Source organism: Desulfosalsimonas propionicica, assembly GCF_013761005.1.
GTDB lineage: Bacteria > Desulfobacterota > Desulfobacteria > Desulfobacterales > Desulfosalsimonadaceae > Desulfosalsimonas > Desulfosalsimonas propionicica.
Map to the genome: position 1 here is coordinate 15651 of NZ_JACDUS010000018.1, position 18229 is coordinate 33879.

The following is an 18229-nucleotide window of genomic DNA, read 5'->3' on the forward strand; positions in this document are numbered from 1 at the left end:
CTCAGCAACAGCTATCTTTTAATTTAGGTCCACTGAAACATCAGTCCTCTTATTCCAAGGAGGATCTTTTTCCCGATGAGTTCCAGGGATCAAACAGGCAAATTCCGCGATTACAGGCAATTGAAATGGAAGATCGAGTTCCTCGATACGGTAGGACAAGTGTGACCGAGCCTCTTTGATCAGGGCCGTGGTTTCTTGTTCCGGAATCGGTTCGGCGTCAAACAGTTGACTCCTGGGCTTATCAGCATAAAGGTTAAGAAGCTTGATGATTTCCCAATCTTTAAGTAATACCCATCCGTCGTCTTTTTTCTTCTGCAAGCCTGTAATAACTTTTTTAACGGGTCCCTTTGAGCCGGTAATTCGGTCCCGCAGGGCGAAGATAACCAGAGGGTCAGGGAAATCGCCCACTGCGGCAAGTGCGTCAGTCAGATCGTCGGCAGCACTGATTACTCTGTCTACGATTTTTAGACCTATGCCGGCGACATCCTCGCCATTTAAAGGCTTCAGATCCCGCGCAAAGAGCAGGTTGTACCGATCGGCAATGGTAAAATCGGTTAGCCATTGGGAAGGTGTCTTAAAGTTTAAGCGCGTCTTATCAATCTGATTGGGGCGCCTCCCCATAACAGCGAACAGAGCTTTGAATAAAGGTATAAGGTCGGGAAGATCCACTTTTGGGATCTGATCGGCAACTTCGCCGAAATCAAAGCGAGCGACGTTGCCAAAAAGATTCTGCACGATCCTTACGGCATCCTCGCCCCCGAAAGTTGCTGTCTTGGAATCAAACCAATCTTCTATTCGTTGTCCGTGAAGTGCCGGTTCGGCATCGGAAAATAACTCTGTAAACATCCGCGGTGAAGCCATCCCGATTACCAGTTGCCGCATATCTTCCGGGTCGTCCATAGCACCTTGGAAGGCTAAGTTAATTCTCTCCAGTTTTTCATCCAGGCACTCCCAGATGCGACTCTCAATTGTATCCGGATTTCTAATCGTTACCACATCTACAGTTTCCTTTTGACCGTATCGATTCAACCGCCCGACACGCTGGTGGAGTCTCATTGGATTCCAGGGCAGATCTACGTGTATGAGATTGCTGCAGTTTTCCTGAAGGTCAATTCCTTCCCCCGCGGCCTCAGTAGAGACAAGAAATCGTACCTCACCCCTATTAAAACGATTTGCTGCACGGAGCCGGTCCTCTTTAATGGTGCGGACTGTTCCATCGGCGGCCTTGACATTTTCAATAAATCCATCGCCGTTAATAAAGGTGACACAATCATCACCGTATTGGGCCTTAAGGGCACTCATAAGGAGTGCCTGCGTTGCCTTGTATTCAGTGAAAAAAAGGACAGTGCGCCCATAATAATCCTTTTCGACCACGTCGAGAATTCGCTGTATTTTTGTTTCTTGCTCAATTTCGTTCGCTTTGTTTAACAGCTCCTCTATTGCAGGGATTTCATTTGGATTGAGTGAAACCCTGTCATCGATATTACGTGAAACACGTTCTTCGATTTGGGCAAGTTCATCCAAATTCGAAGGATCGTCCTCTGCTATCAATTCTTCCATGCGCTTTATATCTGTATTCCATTGTTCTACTCTCGTTTTTGCTCCCTGGAGTCTTTCAAGGCGCTTTGCCAGAGCCCGCCGAACCGCTGCGACCGAACTTGAAGCAAGTTTTTGCATGGTGATCAACACATAAATCGCCACCCTTTGTTGCTGTTGTCCAAGGTTTGCCGCATATGTCTTTCCTGTTACGATAAAGTCGGTGAGCATTTCGTAGAAGCGAGCCTCAGCCTCTGAGTAAGTGTATTTTTCTAAATGGGGCCTCACCGGTTTGAATATAGGGTTGCCCATCATGTCTGTTACCCTGGCCTTGTTATTGCGGATCATCACTTTTTTTAGTTTGTGAGCCTGCTCTTCAAGGGGCATTTTCGGGTCAAATTCATCGGGATCAAGCAGTTTCAACAGTGAAAGAAAACCCAGATCTTTTCCGCGGTGGGGCGTACCGGTAAAAAAAATCATCGAATGTATTTGACCATGATCCTGGAGATGTTCTGCTAACTGGAATGATAGGGTACGCCCTCGAATCTCGTCCACATTCAGATGGTGTGCTTCATCCACAATTACAAGATCCCATGGATCCGCACCAGCCAGTCGTTCCCAGCGGCTTCCTGTGTTGGTGCGAAGAGTGTGGGCTGATGCGACAACTTTATCGTGAGTGTTCCAAAAGTCAGATCTTTTCGTATCGATCGAAGACGCATACATAGATACCCTAATATCAAACATTTCCCTCAGGCGCGTCTGCCATTGCTCTGTAAGACTTGCAGGAGTAAGAATCAAAAGGCGCTTCACGCGACCTGAAGAAAGCAGGGGTGTAAGGATCAGGCCAGCCTCTACGGTCTTTCCAAGTCCCACATCATCCGCTATCATCCATCTACGTGGCCAGGATTCCAGGACTTTTTTACAGACCCAGAGTTGATGCGGAAGCAAAGCGATTCTTGAACTCGAAAAGACCCCCCATGCATCATTTACTGAAAGCACACAGCTGCCGATTATCCTGGTCACCACATTCAGGGCGGGATCAAGCTTATCCCCATCCGCACGGTCACTCACCCCTTCAATCAACTCCAGGTCGGCAGGGAAACATTCCTCGACGCCATGCTCGAACCTGACGAGAACGCTTTCTCCGTCATCCATGCGCACTGTTCCCTGGCCAAAACTGCGGTGTCTTACATTAGCGCCTTTCTTGAAACCAGACATTATACCTCCAGGCCGAGTTCTTGTTGGAGTTGATGATTTTCGGCTATATAACAAAAAGGGATATCGAATGCCTTGTGAAGATTAGGGGTAGCGGTGTCCAGTTCGGATTTTAAGAAATCGTATATAGCTTTTGCCTTATCCCGGTTAGGGACGCCGCTATCGATCGTCTCGAGCCCGAGGGGACATAGGAAACGGACAATCTGATCTGAAGGAACCCAGCAGTCTGGTAGTAGATGGTTGCCTTCAAGGATATTCATCCGCACGAGCTCCCGTAGAATCCAGTGTAGGCCAAAGTTGAGGGGGGCCGGGGGCGCGTCAAATTGTTGACCTGCTCCTGTAAGCGCCTCATCAACCCGAGGAGCAAGCAAACAAGACACCCGATATAGTTCTGCAGGCCGTCTTTCAGCTGATCGAATGAGCCTTTTATAAGTCTCGAGATGCCTGCTTAATTGGTATATAGCGGGGAAAAGTGACATCCATCTCAGATACTCCAGTTTTTCTTGGCTCCTGTCTTGCCAAATGCGAAGCAGGTCCATCCAAGCTGTTGTTTCATCGGGGTTTTTAAAAATTTCCCACCAGCCTTCCCGCTTGATAAATTCAGCAAAGTTTCTGTGATGACTTCGTTGCGTTAGCCCCAGGCTGCGGCAAGCACCCAGTACAAAAAGGGCCAGCCAATGGTCCTTGGAGTCGTTTTGTAGACCGTATGAAATCCCGTGGTGTCTCAACCAGTCGGGCCAAGCCTTTGTCTCATAGGCATCAATGACACGATCGCGATTATGCGGATCGTTCCACCATAGTCTAAATCTTTCAAAAAATGTCAGCCTATTGGCCTCAGGCAAGGTCCGTCCTTCCGGAATCTCCTCCGGGATTTCCTGAAACCGTGTTGGAAAAAGAGCAGCCAGAAGTTGGCGGGACTGCCAATGGTCTTCCCTGTTAAGTGCGGCAAGCATTGAACGGACTTGCTCGTATTCGCTCAGCCAAACCGGCCTTGAATGATGAGGGATAAGCTTTTCCAGGATTTCTTTTTGGAGTCTTCCATCCAGAAGATATTTCAACGCCTCATGTCTATGATCGCCCGTGAGATTTGTGTACCATGAGGCCATCACAGCAGCATCAATCTCATGACGAGCTCTCAGCCTCAGAAATATCTCAAGATCTTCCCTGCAAACAATATACTCGGGGTCAAGAATGCTGTATTGAGGGGCAAATGCTGCTCGAAGAAATTCATCTTGGTCCACAGCCTCTGTTTCAACTTGAATGGCTGTTGGCGGTAGTAATAATTTTCGTAAAGGACTGAAATTGCCGTCAAGGGAACGCGCGTTAAGTTTTGAATACCATGGTTGGCCGGTTGCGCTTTCCTGGATTTGCTCCCAGATGACGCCCTCGGCCAACGGCCGGAGTCCATGATGCCTTTCTGGCGTTAGAGTATAGTTCCAACTTTCGGCCAGTTCATGAAAAAGATCTGCAGGGGAAAATTCCTTTACAGCTGCTGACAAAAAAGGCTGCAGGAGCTGGACGATTTCTTCTGAGGCCACTACATGGCTACGGGCGATCGCGGTTATGTCATCAATTTGCGAAATAGCCCGGCAGATTGCTGGGCTATCAAGCCCTTCTGATGCCATTTCTACCTGTGTATTGTCATTCAAGACAGGCAATCGGGGCAAAAAAGGCTCCGGCAGCCCGGAAGGAACTATAGATCGCGCCCTCATCCATCCTGAAATTCCACGTCCATCGCCATGGAGGCTAAGTAGTAATTCTTTTCGGAGCTGGTCTCTGTTGTCTATCCCGCTGGCGAGAATTTTCCACAGCGCCGAGAGAAATTCTATAGACTCATTTCCTTTAGGGGGCCCATTCAAGGGATTATCTTTTCTGTTTTCAAGGGCGTCGTGCAAGTTTAGCAGGCTTTTTCCAAGCGTTTCGCCAAGCAGATCAAATACTCTGCGAGTTTTCTCATCCTCCAAGGCGACATGGGCCCTGCCTGGATCCAGCTTGAATGGTCCGTTAACGGCATATCCACATCCCCAGCTTTCGCTTGTGGGAGTCACATTCCATAGAAACGGCATATCCATCGGGAGGGCTTTTGGTCTGTCATGTTTGAGACCGATTATAACCGCTTCTGTTCCCTTGCTATTTCCAGCCTCCCTTGGACAGAAACGGAGTATACGCCAACGGCCATCAGTCTCTGGAAGGGTGACTGGATCCTTTGCTAACGACCAGCCTGGCGCACCGTCGATTTGTTGTCCTTCGAATGTACTGATGCCCGGGCGCGGGCCTCCCTCAATAACCACTTTCCGGATTTGACGAGAAAAAGCTGGAAGAAATGCTCTGGCATAATGAAAATTCTTGAATATGCCGTTAAGCAATTCGGATTCATCAAGGTCTTCGCGCAGCGGCAATTTAATGATAGTTGGGGGGTGGCCATTTATGGGCTGGCGGTCTGTTTCCTCTGGCAAGGCCTGTTCAACAGGCAATATTCCGCCCTTTATCGTAAAGGCCAGAAAGCCGCTTATGACCGAAGGCATTTCTGAAACCAGGTGAACGGATTTGAAACCAAGCCCGAATCTCCCGGTTGTTGATGATGATGAACTTTGGCCGGGGGTCTCCCCTGGTTTGCCGCTCAGATTAAGCAGCATCATAAAATAGAGATCCTGATCCCACTGCCTCTCGGGTCCAGCCGGAAATCCAGTCCCCCCTGTTTCATTGATCGGCCGGCCATAATGTTTGATTTCTATTTCCGGCTTATCATCATACCTGTTGACTCTTATGAAAAGGCACTGCACTTCGGCAGGCAAATCTGTACCCGATATTTCAGCTGATTGGGCAAGTGCGTCGTCAGCGTTTTGTGATAGTTCCAGCAATACGCTGCTCTCGGTATAACCAAATCTTTTCATCAGCTCCTGCATGCGGTACCAGATAAACTTCTGGTACTCCGGTTCGTTTCGAACTAAACTGCCCAATTTCTCAAGTGCTGATCGCTCGTCCCTAATTGCCTTATTGAGTTGCGCAGATGGGGCCTGTTCCCGTCTTCTTTGTGCCCGTTGCGCATTTTTCAGGGCGTCCCTTAATTCCGCACATTCTCTGACATCCAATTGGTAAAACGTTTGCGGCAAATGAGCGAGAATGGATGCTTGCACTGGACCTATGTAAGCTTGCGAACCAGTACCCCATTTGGTCCACCATTGCCGAACCTGCTGAATCTCTATATTGAGAACTCGTTTAGCCCACCACTCAACAGAATTACCGAGAAGCTCAAGAAGTTCCTGCTGGGTGCGATGTTCCGGTTTTGGATCCCGCAAGATAATGATCCAATACCTTCCTAATGCGGATCGCCTTAGTTCCGGATCGGTTGCGAAAATCATCTCATTTTCTGCACCCAGTTCCATTTCAATTTCTTGACCGAGCAGATTCATCACCCGAACCCTTTGACCCGTGGCTATCCCGGAAACACGGATCTTGATAGACTTCCCGATATCAGTTTCGCCCTCTATAGGCGCACGCATTCCCTCAACACTGACATCATCCCCAAGCCACTCCTGGGCAAGCTCTAAGATTCCATCCTGGTGACCATTTCCCAATAAGCTGAGAAATGAACCGACTGCGCCTTTGGGGACCCGATTTGACCAATGGCTAAAATATTGTCTGAGGGTATCTACAGATCCAGATGCCGGTGTATGTTCTGTTTGCCTTTGTGTTGTCCAAGGTTCATCCCTGTCAAGTCCCAAAAGAGACCGGTAATCAGATAACAACCGATGACGTCGGGAAATGCCCGACTCTGACATTGCAATCTCCCGGGGTAAACGCCATTGCCCGTCCTGGGTTGGCATTTCTATGCTTGGCAATACCTTTTCAAAGAAAGTCTCCGTTTGCGAAAATACCTCTATGAATTTGCGGTGAACGCGGCCGGCAGGATCATCCCTTCTCGGACGGCTCTCGGCCAGGCTCCTCAGTGTGTATATTTGATTATCAGGGGGAACCTTGCTGCAAAGGGATTTAACGAGAGCAAGAATAGCCTCTTTTGATCTGCCAGGGGCATTAGTGAGCGCCTGTCCTCCCGAGAGGTTGATGACTTCAGCTGCGGTTCGAACTATGAACCACCCCTTGTGAGCATCACATAAAGGGGTTTGAAAAATATCTATAATGAGATCGATATCTAAACCATCGGTCTCGGGAAGTAGGGCATAGAAGCCGCCATCGACATTTTCAATTTTGGATGATTCAATTGCGCTTGCTAATTTCAGGATCTGTTTGGATGGAGAAGGGCGGCCCAGAATTTCAAACACAAGGTCATGGGATATATTCCAGACACTTGGTGCTATATTATAAATTAATTTGAAGTCATCCAGTGCTCCTTTTTCTTCAATTGGCGCTATTAGTCCCTGCAGTTTTTCGTTGGGCAGGAGCAGCAGTTTTTCAGGAGCGATTCCTGAATTATGACCGCAAAGGGGGAGCCATGACGCACGTTTTAATAGATCGCGCAACGAAGAATCAGAAGGTAGGAACACAAGATTTTCACTCTCGTTACGAAGGGCAGAAACGATTTCTCCGGCAAACCGATGAGGTTTATGGCTTGTCAGCATTGCTTTCAGGATGCCGTTTTCGTCAAGAACAGGTACATCAAAATAGAGATCCACTACCTCCGGATCAGGGTCAAGAAGAAGTATTTCGCTTTCCAGTTCTTCGGGTAAATTTATATCACTCACGGCCCGTAATACGCCTTCCTTAAAAGCCCCCCGGCTGCCTCCGCGCATTCTATGCAGGGGCATTCGTTTCCACCGCAAGCGATTCTCAGATGAAGCGGAATGGAGATGTCTCAGCAAGTGAATTGCATCCTCCTTGTGCAGCTCGGACCATTCCACCAAAGAGTCCAGGCTTTCCGCCAATAATTCGTGCAAAACCCCGAAATCAATCGCCGTGACTTGAAGCTCCTGGACCAACGCGTGAGGAAGGGGCTCAATGAGCGAAGCTTCAATCGCGCGCCATTGCTCCTGGAGAAGTCGAAGCAGTATATTCAAGGTTTTATTATTATTAATTTTATCTGAGTGTTGGCTTCGTACATAAAAGAGTCTTTGCCTTTCTTGAGAGGCCTTAGTGCTTCCGGTCAGAAGAGCAAAGATCGCGTTATAAATAATCGGGTCGCTTTTATATTCTGAACCAGCTATCCGTTTGAGAAGCGCTTTTCTCTTTTCAGGATCCTTGTTGACGGATTCAGTTGATTTAACCGTAACCGCCAGTTCCTGTTCGACAGGGTAGGGGAGATTCGCAGCCATCCCTACGGCTTTATTAATAAGCCAAATATCTACTCCAAGCGCTTCTGCCAGTTCCGTGCCTGCCTTTCTCGGGTCCGAGGGCAAATCCGTTATTTCCTGGTCTTCGCTTATCTCGCTTGCCTGCTTGGCAAACACTCTATGCTTTTCCATCTGCCGCTTCAGATCATAAATGGACCATGCATCGTCAATGTCCTTTGGAAGTCTTCGAGCCCGGAGCAGCGGTAGTTTATTCAGTTCCGGGTCTATGTCATTGATCCCTCTTAAAGCGATAAGGACTTCGGCAAGCATGAGACGGGAATTTCGCGCACGCTGGGAGGACTGGCTGTCCTCCATCATTCGCCTGGCGATATCTAGCAATGCTTTATCGATGCTCTGAGCATCGGGATGGCTTTCGCCAGCCATCTCTGGATTGCGCCCAAGGGGTACAGGAAAAAAACCCGGCCCTATTATCCCATTTTCGGCAAGCTCTTCCACCGCTTTTAGTGCGCCAAGTGGCGCGCTGATAAGCCACTCATTGGGAAGGACATTGAAAACTTCTACCCAAATTTCCCGCACAGGCTGCTGTTCTTCATTGCTTCCTTTTGATGTTGATCTAAGAGCTTTTTCCGCAATTTTTGAGGAAAGCCATCTCGCCACCGCATGGGTTCGTTGGTGTCCAGATTCATTTGGGTCGCCTATAATGTGACGTAACAGGCTTGCCGTCCAGGACAGCCCCTGAGAAGTCCTAAGTGCCTGGCCGGATATGCAGGAGAGCAAATGTTGAATCCATTGATAAGGCCATTTGCCTGGCACGTCTCCGAGCTGCGGGGCATCGTTTTCAATGAAGACATAGTTGCACGGGTGTTCCTTTATTTGATTTACGAAACTCATTCGGACCGTATCAGGGGCGTGATGCCAATGGGGTATTGAAAGGATTTGAATTCCATTGACTGGAAACGTTTTCCAGGCGACTCCGTTTTTACATATAATAGGAAGTAGAAATTGGGTTTTGGTAACCGCGTCTATGTTTTGTTGGACTATTTGCGAGGATAGGGTGGCTATCAGTACGGATCGGGTGGTATCTTCCGGCATATCCCGAGCCATCCTGGCAAGAATGTTCGGCAGAAGAGGGAGCAACAACTCATCCCGCAAAGCCCGGTTCCATTTCTCCCTCATCGCGCTTTCGCCGGAGGCCTGCTCCTGGGTGGTCACCCCGGGAATCGACCTTCTATCCTGGGAAGGCCAGAAATACCCATGCAGTACTAAATCCCAATAACCAGAATCAGGATTTTTGCCGACAGGTTTAACCTCCACGATATCGCTTGTCTCAGGCTGGGGATCCTCGTCTAGAGGCAAGAAAACCGCCCATCTGATACGTAATTCGGATGGTTCGCTATATGCGCCCGTTGGACGAAGGATAGTTATTGCAGCATGTCCCAATGCCTTTCGCGGCACCCAGTCGCATCGTCCTTGGCGCCATTCTTGTTCGGTTGGCCAACCCGGACTATTTCGAAGCTCCCGTAAGCGACTATGGCCGAGCGCTTCAACTCCCAGGACCGACCGGGATCGTTCTTCATTTTGAATTTGTCCCTCAAAAAAGCGTTCTTTGCCAACAGAGTCATCGTTGTAGCGACCGATCCAATCGAGGGCTTGGAAATCTGGGCGGGAGATATGAGCCTCTTGTTTTGGAGATTCTAAATTTTCCGGGGTTTTTGCACAGATTGCTTCAATGGAAGTAAGGTGACCGCACTGGGATAATAGCAGGCCAAGAGAATCTGAGCTTGAAAACCATGCAGTAATTTCTTTCGCTTGGAAACAGTGGGCCCCCAATCCATAGGTAATGTCTTTTGCACGGTCCAAATGTCCAGAATTCCGTAAAGGGATCCATTCTATAAGACCCTGGTGAAAATTTCCAAGAAGGAGGTCCGCAACCCCTATCAGCTTGTCCAGATCTTCACCTTCCACAAAGTCCCAGTCCGGGTGTATTGGATCACGCTCATCAGTTCCGCCGGTTCCCGCCCATGGGTTGACAACACCGGGTCGAAGTACGCCTTTTTCAGCGCCCAGATAGACAATTGCTTCACAAATGTGGAATACACTTTTTAGACCGATTCCAAATCTGCCGATTTTGTCTGTTTGCTCGGTTTTAGAGCCTCCCAGCGCCTTGTGCAGCGCTTCGTGGTCCTGTGCAGAAAAAGGGCCGTTGTTGGCAACAATTAAGGCAGGCCCTTTTAGGAGACTGTTGCTGGCTTCCTGCCATCCATCTTCTAAAACTGCAAACACAAGCTCGCTTGCCTCTGCATCATCTGCATTTTGGACGAGTTCCCTGAGTAGAGTCCGTCCATCACCAGCATCTTTATAGACATCTTCCAGCAACGACCTTATGGTTTTAACTTCGTCAAGTGGGCTTCGAACGATGCAGCTATTGGGGCGTGGTTCTATTCCATGGAAGGTTTTGTAAGTTTGGTGGGTATATTTTTTCATGAGTTTTTATACCTAATTGTTCACATTAATTCTTTAAAATGGTTCCCCCCATGTAAATAAAAAATCTGTTTTTGCAAAATCTTGTCAGTTAATTCCGAGCGCCTTCATTGCCGCTGTCATGGGATCCCCGTAGAAAATGGGATCCACGCGCTCCATGATATCCGCAGAGACTTCCAGAAACTGGCGTTTGTTTTCGATGGGGATCAGGGCACGACGGGCGCCGTTTTCCATGCCGATTTGCAGCGGCTCAATAAGCGAGTTCATGGCTTTTATATTGCCCTGGATGCTTAAATCCCCTAGAATCAGAAGCGCAGGGCTTGCAGAATGTTTTTTTAATGCAGAATAAATGGCCACGACAAGTGCCACGCCGGCATTACAGGATATATGGTTGCTTAAAAGGTCAATGGCCTCGACATGAAAATCGGTTGTTACAAATTGCTGTGCGATTCCCATCTCTACCTTGCGACCTTGGATATAGGAGAAGGCACGTTGTAACGATTCCTTCATGGCACTATCCACGCTACCGGAAATTTTCAACTTCCCGGTACCAGTTGAGCAACCCACTTCCAGGCGGTAGAGTCCCACTTTCCCGTCAACATCCACAGAAGCGGTATAAACCGATCCCGGGCTCAAGGGATCCGTTGCAATCAGATCCCGGCCGCCTTCTTCGGCTACCCCGACAAAACGCTCATCACGGGTTTCATTATCAATGTAGGAAAAAGAAGTCTGGTAATATTCAAAAGATCCCATCTTTTTCAACTGTTCTTTAACGCGCCTGCGGCCCTCCAGGGCAATGTCGACCAGTTCTGCCATTTCATCTTTGTTCAGTTCCCCATGGGGGTAGACCAGCTTGATCAGCCCGGAAATGCTTTTACGCACAGCCTTGACATCCCGGGCGTTTAAATGGCTCCCAAAGGAAAAATACCGATCCACCATTTCCGTATAGTTATGCCGGCGAAGCTCGCGCATGGCTTCCGCCAGATAGTCGACCACGAATCCATAATGATCCGTGAAATAGTGGATTTGCATTTTGGGAACTTCCCAGCCGGGAATATAAAAATGCAATCGATCCAGAAATGCCATATCTTCCCGGATAACATCCGGCAGTGGCAGGAACAGGTGGGAGGATTTTACCATCACTTCAACCGGCTGGTTGGTGTTTCCGAAAAAAGCGATGGAGGCCATGCCGGACAGAAATTCCTTGCCTCGGGCGAAGGAACCGGATTCGCAATACGTTTTAAGGGTAGTAATGACTTCCTTTGGCATTTTCTGAAGGTCAGCGACCTCATCAAAGCCCACGGCATCCCAAATACCAACCAGTCCCATTTGTGAGGTATGCATATTATAAAAAAGATTGGGAACCGTGGTGGGCCCGGTCAACAGAATGACATAAGGGGTGATTTCCTGGTAGGCGTAGGATTTCCCTGTGCCCCTGGGGCCCAGTTCAATCATGTTGAAATTTTTCTCGCACAAAGGAATCAAGCGGGCCAGCAGGTGCAGTTTCAGCCGCCGATCAAAATGCGTCGGCTCAAGACCGATGCTTCGGATTAACAAGTCGATCCATTCATCTGAGCTGAATTCTTGCCGGCACTGCTTATAGGTATCCAGATCGAATGTGGCCAGTTGAATGGGCTGCAATTTTTCGATCCAGAAAGGACTGCGCCTCCCCTTAGCCTCTTCGTCAAACTCGTGTTTGATTTCCGCCTGCGCCCAGATCCCCCCGACCAAAAGCCGATCATACTCTCTGATGTAGTGTTCGGGGATATGGACGTATTTATGGCCGAAATTGACGAACTCGGCCCAGTATTTGTCATCTTGGGACAAATAGCGCACTTTGACTTTGTCAATGAGAGTGTGCCGGCCTTGTTCCCTGACAGCTGCCTGGGTCTTATTTGCTTCATCAGGACGAATAAAGTTTTCCACCAGGGTTGAATTGACGACCTGCAGCCCGGCTTCTATCGCCATGGGATCATCAGTTGCACAATATTTGCCCAGCAAGAATTCCAGCACAAATACCGGCACATTGGCGCCGACTTTCACTTTTCGCACCAAGTCTTTCCGCACCACCTTGCCGGCAAAGACTGATGTGGCTTTTTGATCAAGCTCAGACATAATCAATTCTCCCTTATATGGCGATATCCACGGGGATTCCCTTTAATCTGCCGATATCTGTATCAGATGCTGCATCCAAAACATGTATTGAAATATTTTCCAAGACCTCATCTGTTGTCAGCATCAGCGTGATGGGATTCGGTTCTTCTCTTTTAAGCGCGATGTTTTTTGTGGCTGCGTCAAATCCGTAAGAGGCCATCACCGGTTCGCCGACCTCTTTGCGGCCGGATTTAACAACTATCCGCACTTTTATCTCATCTGCCGCAAACAGCCCGGTTTCCTTGTAAATTGCATTTATGGAGAAAAACCGGTTGGTAATCTTGGCTGTTCCCAATGCCAATTCCACATTTGCCTTAGCAAAGGCCTGCTCGGCCATTTTCTGCTTTAAGTGGATGACCGGGATAATCATTTCCTGTAGCGAAATGCCGCCATGGCAATAAGCCTTGTTAGCGCCTTTGGATTTAAAACATGCAAGACTGCGGGGAAAAGCCAGTTCCAAATCACCGCCAAGACCTAATTGATCTGATGACACCCGGAAGTAACCTTCACTGTTTTTGCCACCGCTGCCAATCCAAACCCGTCCATGGAGTTCCACATTTTTTTCGTCCGGCGGATCCATCCGCTGGCCGCCTTCCATGGCCTCACCAAATAAGTGGCCATGATCTGCGGTGACCACAATTTCCTCAATTCCCAGTGCTGCAAGGCGCCGAATCCCCTTGCTCAATCTCGATAAAACCTCTTCCATAAAAATGCGAACTTCCTCATCGCCTTCGCCTTCTTCGGCCCATCGATCCAGCTCTTGAGAGGTCACCATCACCCAGGGGGCATCCTGGATTTCTTCCTGGATCTTTTTTGAAGGCTTAATGATCTGGTTGAGTTTGCATACGAAAGGAGGGACGCTAAGCTTGTTCTGTAAGTATTTTATCCGATCAGACCGGTTTTTGATTGTTGTGCCATTGATTTCAACGGCAAGCTTGCCGCCGGAGGTTTTTGTCAGGCTCATGCCTTTGTCTGCCTCAGGAAGCAGGGCCGGCATTCCTACGGACGTGATAGATGGTAGCATGGACAGGGCGGGTTGAATGTCTAAATCAAACTCCGGTTGTAGGCTCTCAGCCAGCTCGCTGCCCATTTCAAAACGAAGGGCATCCACCAAAACATAAGCCACCTTGTTGTTTTTTTTTATTTTCGGTTCGATGAATTGGCTGAATATGGCATCCTGGCTCAGCCAGCTGCGTATTTGAAAATCCGCATTAATCATTGACCCGGTAAAGGCTTCTATTTCCGTTTCTATCGTGCGGGTGTAATCGTTTCGAACAAGGGTGATAACATTTTGCAGATTTTCGTGTTCGCCGGCCAGATCAATATCAAACAGGGCATAATGATGTTCAAGGCGGCGATAATAGGTATCAACCATTTGCCAGGCATTATCGCTGTCCACGTACCGATTGGCCATGCTCGCCGGATCTTTACCAATGGTCGGGATTTCCTCACGTATGGCTTTTCCTGTTAAGATCACGCGGGCCGCATTTTCAATGATTGCCCATCGAAGCTGATTCCTGGGTTGATGGATAGACCAGAATGCGCTCCTTCGTTTAGCAGCAGTATCAAGTGCGGTTTCCGGATCCTTTGCCAGCAGGCAGGCTTCAGCATATGTCATAAGCTGCTTTTCAATAGCAGGAAACGTCTCCGCTTTTAAAAGCTGGTCCAGCGTATCTGCTGTCACAAGCGTAATTTCTTTTAACCCGATTTGGCTTTCCACCTGTTTGGCAGTATTGATGTAGGCATCGCGCAAGTCCGCTCGGTTCCGCCAGGTTTGGCAGATATTTTGAGCGGCTTTGATTTGGCCGGGTGCCTCGGGTAGTTGAATAAAGCCAAGGGCCTCCGGGCGATCCTTTTCGGGTATCCCGGAAAGGATCTCGGTAAGCAGCAAATGCTTGTTCAAGCTTTGCCGCAATGAATTTGGATCCGCTTCTGCGGTGAACTCAAAGCCAAGTATCTTCTTCAGAAAGGACTTGATCTCAGGCAGGGCATTTTTCGCTGTGATGGCCGCATCATACTGGTCCGATGCAGCAAAGCAAAGAATTACCGTTTCCGGGGCGGTGGCATTAAATATCAGCTTGATTACCGAAGATCCGACATTTTCCACTTCCTCTGCAATGTTGTCGAGCTCGGCAATGCTCAATATGCCTTCGTTGATCTGTTGACATATTTTTTCAACCTGGTCGGGGGCAATACTGCTAAATACGCTGTCAGCAATCGCCCTTAAGCGGGTGTTGTTTTCCACAATGCCGGCACCGGGCTCCATGATCGTGCCAGCGGCTTCAGACTCGACAAGCGCGTTTTGAGTTTCATGCCGGGAAATGGGCACATATATCAGAAGCTTTGGGGGGATATCACAGTGCCTGACCGGACGATCCTCGGAATTTAAAAACTCGATATAGTCTTCAATTTCCTTGCGCAGCTGAAAGAAGCTGTTACGAAAACAAAGCAAAGCAGTATCCGGTGGTGCCAGGCTCCCTGCAAGCTCTTTATATGCCTTTTCAGGGTCATACCAGACCACGATCCCTTTTTCTTTCACCTGCTTTTCAAGCATTGCGCGTAAATATTCAGTGATTTTGCCCATTTATTTTCCCGGTTCCATGTGTGTGTGCTTGATGGTCATATTCATTCCGAAGCCTAGTGCTCAGGGTAGTCCATACATTTAATAACGTATTAGTGGTCCGTTTAATACGCTATTGAAATTCAATCCTACGCTATTAAAATCGTACCGGGTAAGTTGCAGGTAACAATTTACTTGGTTAAATTGTATTCCCTTACAGGCGTTTATTTGATTTTTCGCCAGCGGCTGTAGCGGCCTTTGCCTATCGGTTCCACCTTGTTTTCCTTTCGCAGCCGCTGGAGCAGCGCACGTATCCAGTCCCTGCCTACATCCGGGCAGGCTTCTTCAAGATCAGACAGGGAAAAATCCCCAATAAAACCCTCGATTGCATTCTGGACAATATCGGCTTTGCTGCCGCGCCCCTTTGAAAGTCGTCCAAGCCGGCTTTCAAATTCCTTATAAGCGGCCAGGATGGTGGAAATGATGTATTCCATCCAGGGCATGATGTCGTGCTGTCCTTCATGCCAACCCTGGGAGGAGCGGTACAGCGTGTCATAATAAGAATCTTTGGTTTGTTCCACGATCCGTTCCAGGCTGATGTATCGCGCGACTTCAAAATCATGATAGTAGAGGAGCAAGACCGTCAAAAGCCGGGCCATGCGGCCGTTTCCATCCAGAAATGGATGGATGCAAAGAAAATCAAAACTGTACAGGGCAATGAGAATCAGCGGGTCAACGACCTGTTGTTTTCGTGCATCATCAAACCTTTGATGCAAAGCCTCCATAAATTCAGGGGTCTGGAACGGCTCCACGGGTGTGAAGCGGATCCTTCGGGTCCCATCCGAGTTGGTCTCGGTGATTTGATTCTGTACGGATTTCCAGCGCCCGCCCTCCTTGCCTGCATATTTCATCAGGTCCCGGTGCACCTGCAGCACCATGTTTACGGTAAAGGGGATGTTGCGATGATTGCTGTGGATGGTATTCAGAACGTCGCGGTATCCGGCAATTTCTGCTTCGGGCCGGTTTTCCGGGGTGGTTTTTTCCTCCACCAGGTCCTTGATCCGTTGGTACTCAGCCGTGATGCCTTCCAGGCGGTTGGACGATTCGGTACTCTGGATAATGGCCACGTGCAGCAGGTTTTCAAGCATCTGGGGCGCCTGCTGCTTGTAAAGGTCCTGTTTCCCTTTATGCTCGCCGATTTGACGGATCGCCGAGACCAGATAATGCGGTATCTGGAGATTGGCCAGATAGTTTGGATCAAAGGAATGCACGGGTTCAGCCCTTGAATTGGTAATGGTTGTCAATAATTATTCATCATACAGTTCTTCCAGCCCGTGAGCGATCGCAAAGGATTTATTGGTCAGGCATTTTTTCTTAACCCGATCCGGCCAGTGGTCCATTGCCTGATAAGCCCAGTCATAATCGCCGCGCTCAAGCGCCTGCCAGGCCTTTTTGGGCTCGGCCTGCCAGGAAGGAATCAGTTCCCAAATGGGGGCCATGTTCAGTAGCACCCCGTCGTCAATATGATGGCGATAGCCGCGCTCTTCAGTGATGAATTTGATGAGTTTGTCGAATTCACGGATATCGTCCAGTATATCACTCAGTTCGCTAATGTTGTTTTCAAGATCACGCTTCTTCCGGCCTTGGGCCTGTTCTCGGCTGATTTGTAGATCTGCAATCTGTCCTTCCAGAAGATTCATTTTGGATCCAATATATTTGTTACTACGGATAAGAAATAGTGTGTCCTTGCTGATTTTTTCATGAAACAGCCAGACGCTGTATTTCTTTTTGGGCGATTGGAGCAGCCAGTACACCGGCCGTTTGCGGTACTGCTTGATGTGTTCTTTAAAAAAAGTCCTCTCCAGGTAAGTTCGTAGCAAGGTTTCTGCTGCACCTTCCTTGCCGGTAGCTGTTTTGACCACTTCCTCGGCCTCGGTTTCCCCCAGCATAATTGATAAGGCATCCAGCACCCTGGCCGGCAGGTCATCCGAGTGCCCCTCGTCCATTACCAGGATGCCGTCCGGGTCTGCCAGGGCCTGGAGTTTGGAGTTGATTTCCTCTGTAAAATCTCCCCGGCCAAGGCCGTTTTCAACGCTTGGCTGGAATCTGCCCATGATAATGCCAACGGCGTAGCTTATCCATTGGCGGGCAAGAGTTTCTTTTGAAATAGGAGTAATATCTTCGTCTTCGGCATCCTTTGGGTTAACATTGTCCATTGGATTACTGCCGATTTCATATTCAATGGCTTTACGGTCATCCTGATTTATTCCATATAGCTGGTAAATTTCTTCGTCTATCTGTTGTTCGGTCTGTTTTAATTGTCTATTGCGTCTTATTAATTCCTCAATACCGTTATGCCAGTTTGGAGGTTGTATAAAATCATATGTGTTTTCTGTCTCTTTGCTATCCATGCGGACTAAATCAATTGTTTGATTAACCAACTTTACCAAGGATTCACTAGAGCCGTATGGAACAGGAAGTCGCGAAAGGTCGCCAACCTGAAAACTTATTGTGGGATTTAAAAGGGTTAAAATATAATAAGCAAAAGAAGAGTTTAACAGAGCAAGCACAAGTGGGATATCATTAGGAAAAACTGAGGAGCCTTTGACGTCAAAGATAAATCCCCCAGGTGATAGTCGCGCTGCAAACCGCCCGGAGGTCAAATCTGACCAAGTAACACCCTTTTGAAAATAATATTTGGTGTTTTGGGGGCGAGAAGCAACTTTACCTGTTTCTATTCCTAAGTTTTTAATTTCTAAGCCATTTTTATGCCAATTTACTGTATATTCCTGGTTCCCATACCATTGGCAAAAGCCACCACCTTTCATATATGGAAACCATTTTTTACCAGAACATTCAGCAGACTGGGAGTTTTTAATGTTAAATGCGATCTTTTTATTTCCAACTTCCCACCAGTATCTTAAAAAACGAAAGTTATCTGATTCATCCGGGAAATGCCGGGATGGATTCGTGAATAAAATATAATCGGAGCTTGAAGTACCAATTATCCCTGAATCCATATGCCTGACGTTTG

Annotated in this window: 6 protein-coding genes; all 6 read right to left on the reverse strand. The window is 48.3% G+C overall.

What is annotated here, in order from left to right; translation table 11 throughout:
- Nucleotides 1-18: 18 nt before the first annotated feature.
- Entirely contained in the window at nt 19-2754 is a 2736-nt protein-coding gene (locus tag HNR65_RS17280) for a DEAD/DEAH box helicase (protein WP_181552786.1), read from the reverse strand.
- Nucleotides 2754-10484, reverse strand: coding sequence for a sacsin N-terminal ATP-binding-like domain-containing protein (locus tag HNR65_RS17285; protein ID WP_181552787.1), 7731 nt, complete (start codon nt 10482-10484; stop codon nt 2754-2756). The genes HNR65_RS17280 and HNR65_RS17285 overlap by 1 nt, the downstream gene beginning before the upstream one ends.
- Before the next feature lie 84 nt (nt 10485-10568).
- Nucleotides 10569-12596 (reverse strand): protease Lon-related BREX system protein BrxL, encoded by a 2028-nt coding sequence (gene brxL, locus HNR65_RS17290; protein WP_181552788.1) that lies wholly within the window; start codon nt 12594-12596, stop codon nt 10569-10571.
- A 13-nt stretch (nt 12597-12609) separates the two neighbouring features.
- The gene (locus tag HNR65_RS18235) at nt 12610-14880 is read right to left on the reverse strand and encodes a PglZ domain-containing protein (RefSeq protein ID WP_181552789.1); all 2271 of its coding nucleotides are present in this window, start codon (nt 14878-14880) and stop codon (nt 12610-12612) included.
- A gap of 539 nt (nt 14881-15419) precedes the next feature.
- Entirely contained in the window at nt 15420-16499 is a 1080-nt protein-coding gene (locus tag HNR65_RS17300) for a Fic family protein (protein WP_232364826.1), read from the reverse strand.
- 3 nt (nt 16500-16502) lie between these two features.
- Nucleotides 16503-18229 (reverse strand): BREX-1 system adenine-specific DNA-methyltransferase PglX (locus HNR65_RS17305; RefSeq protein ID WP_220128438.1); only part of this gene is annotated, 1727 nt, incomplete at its 5' end.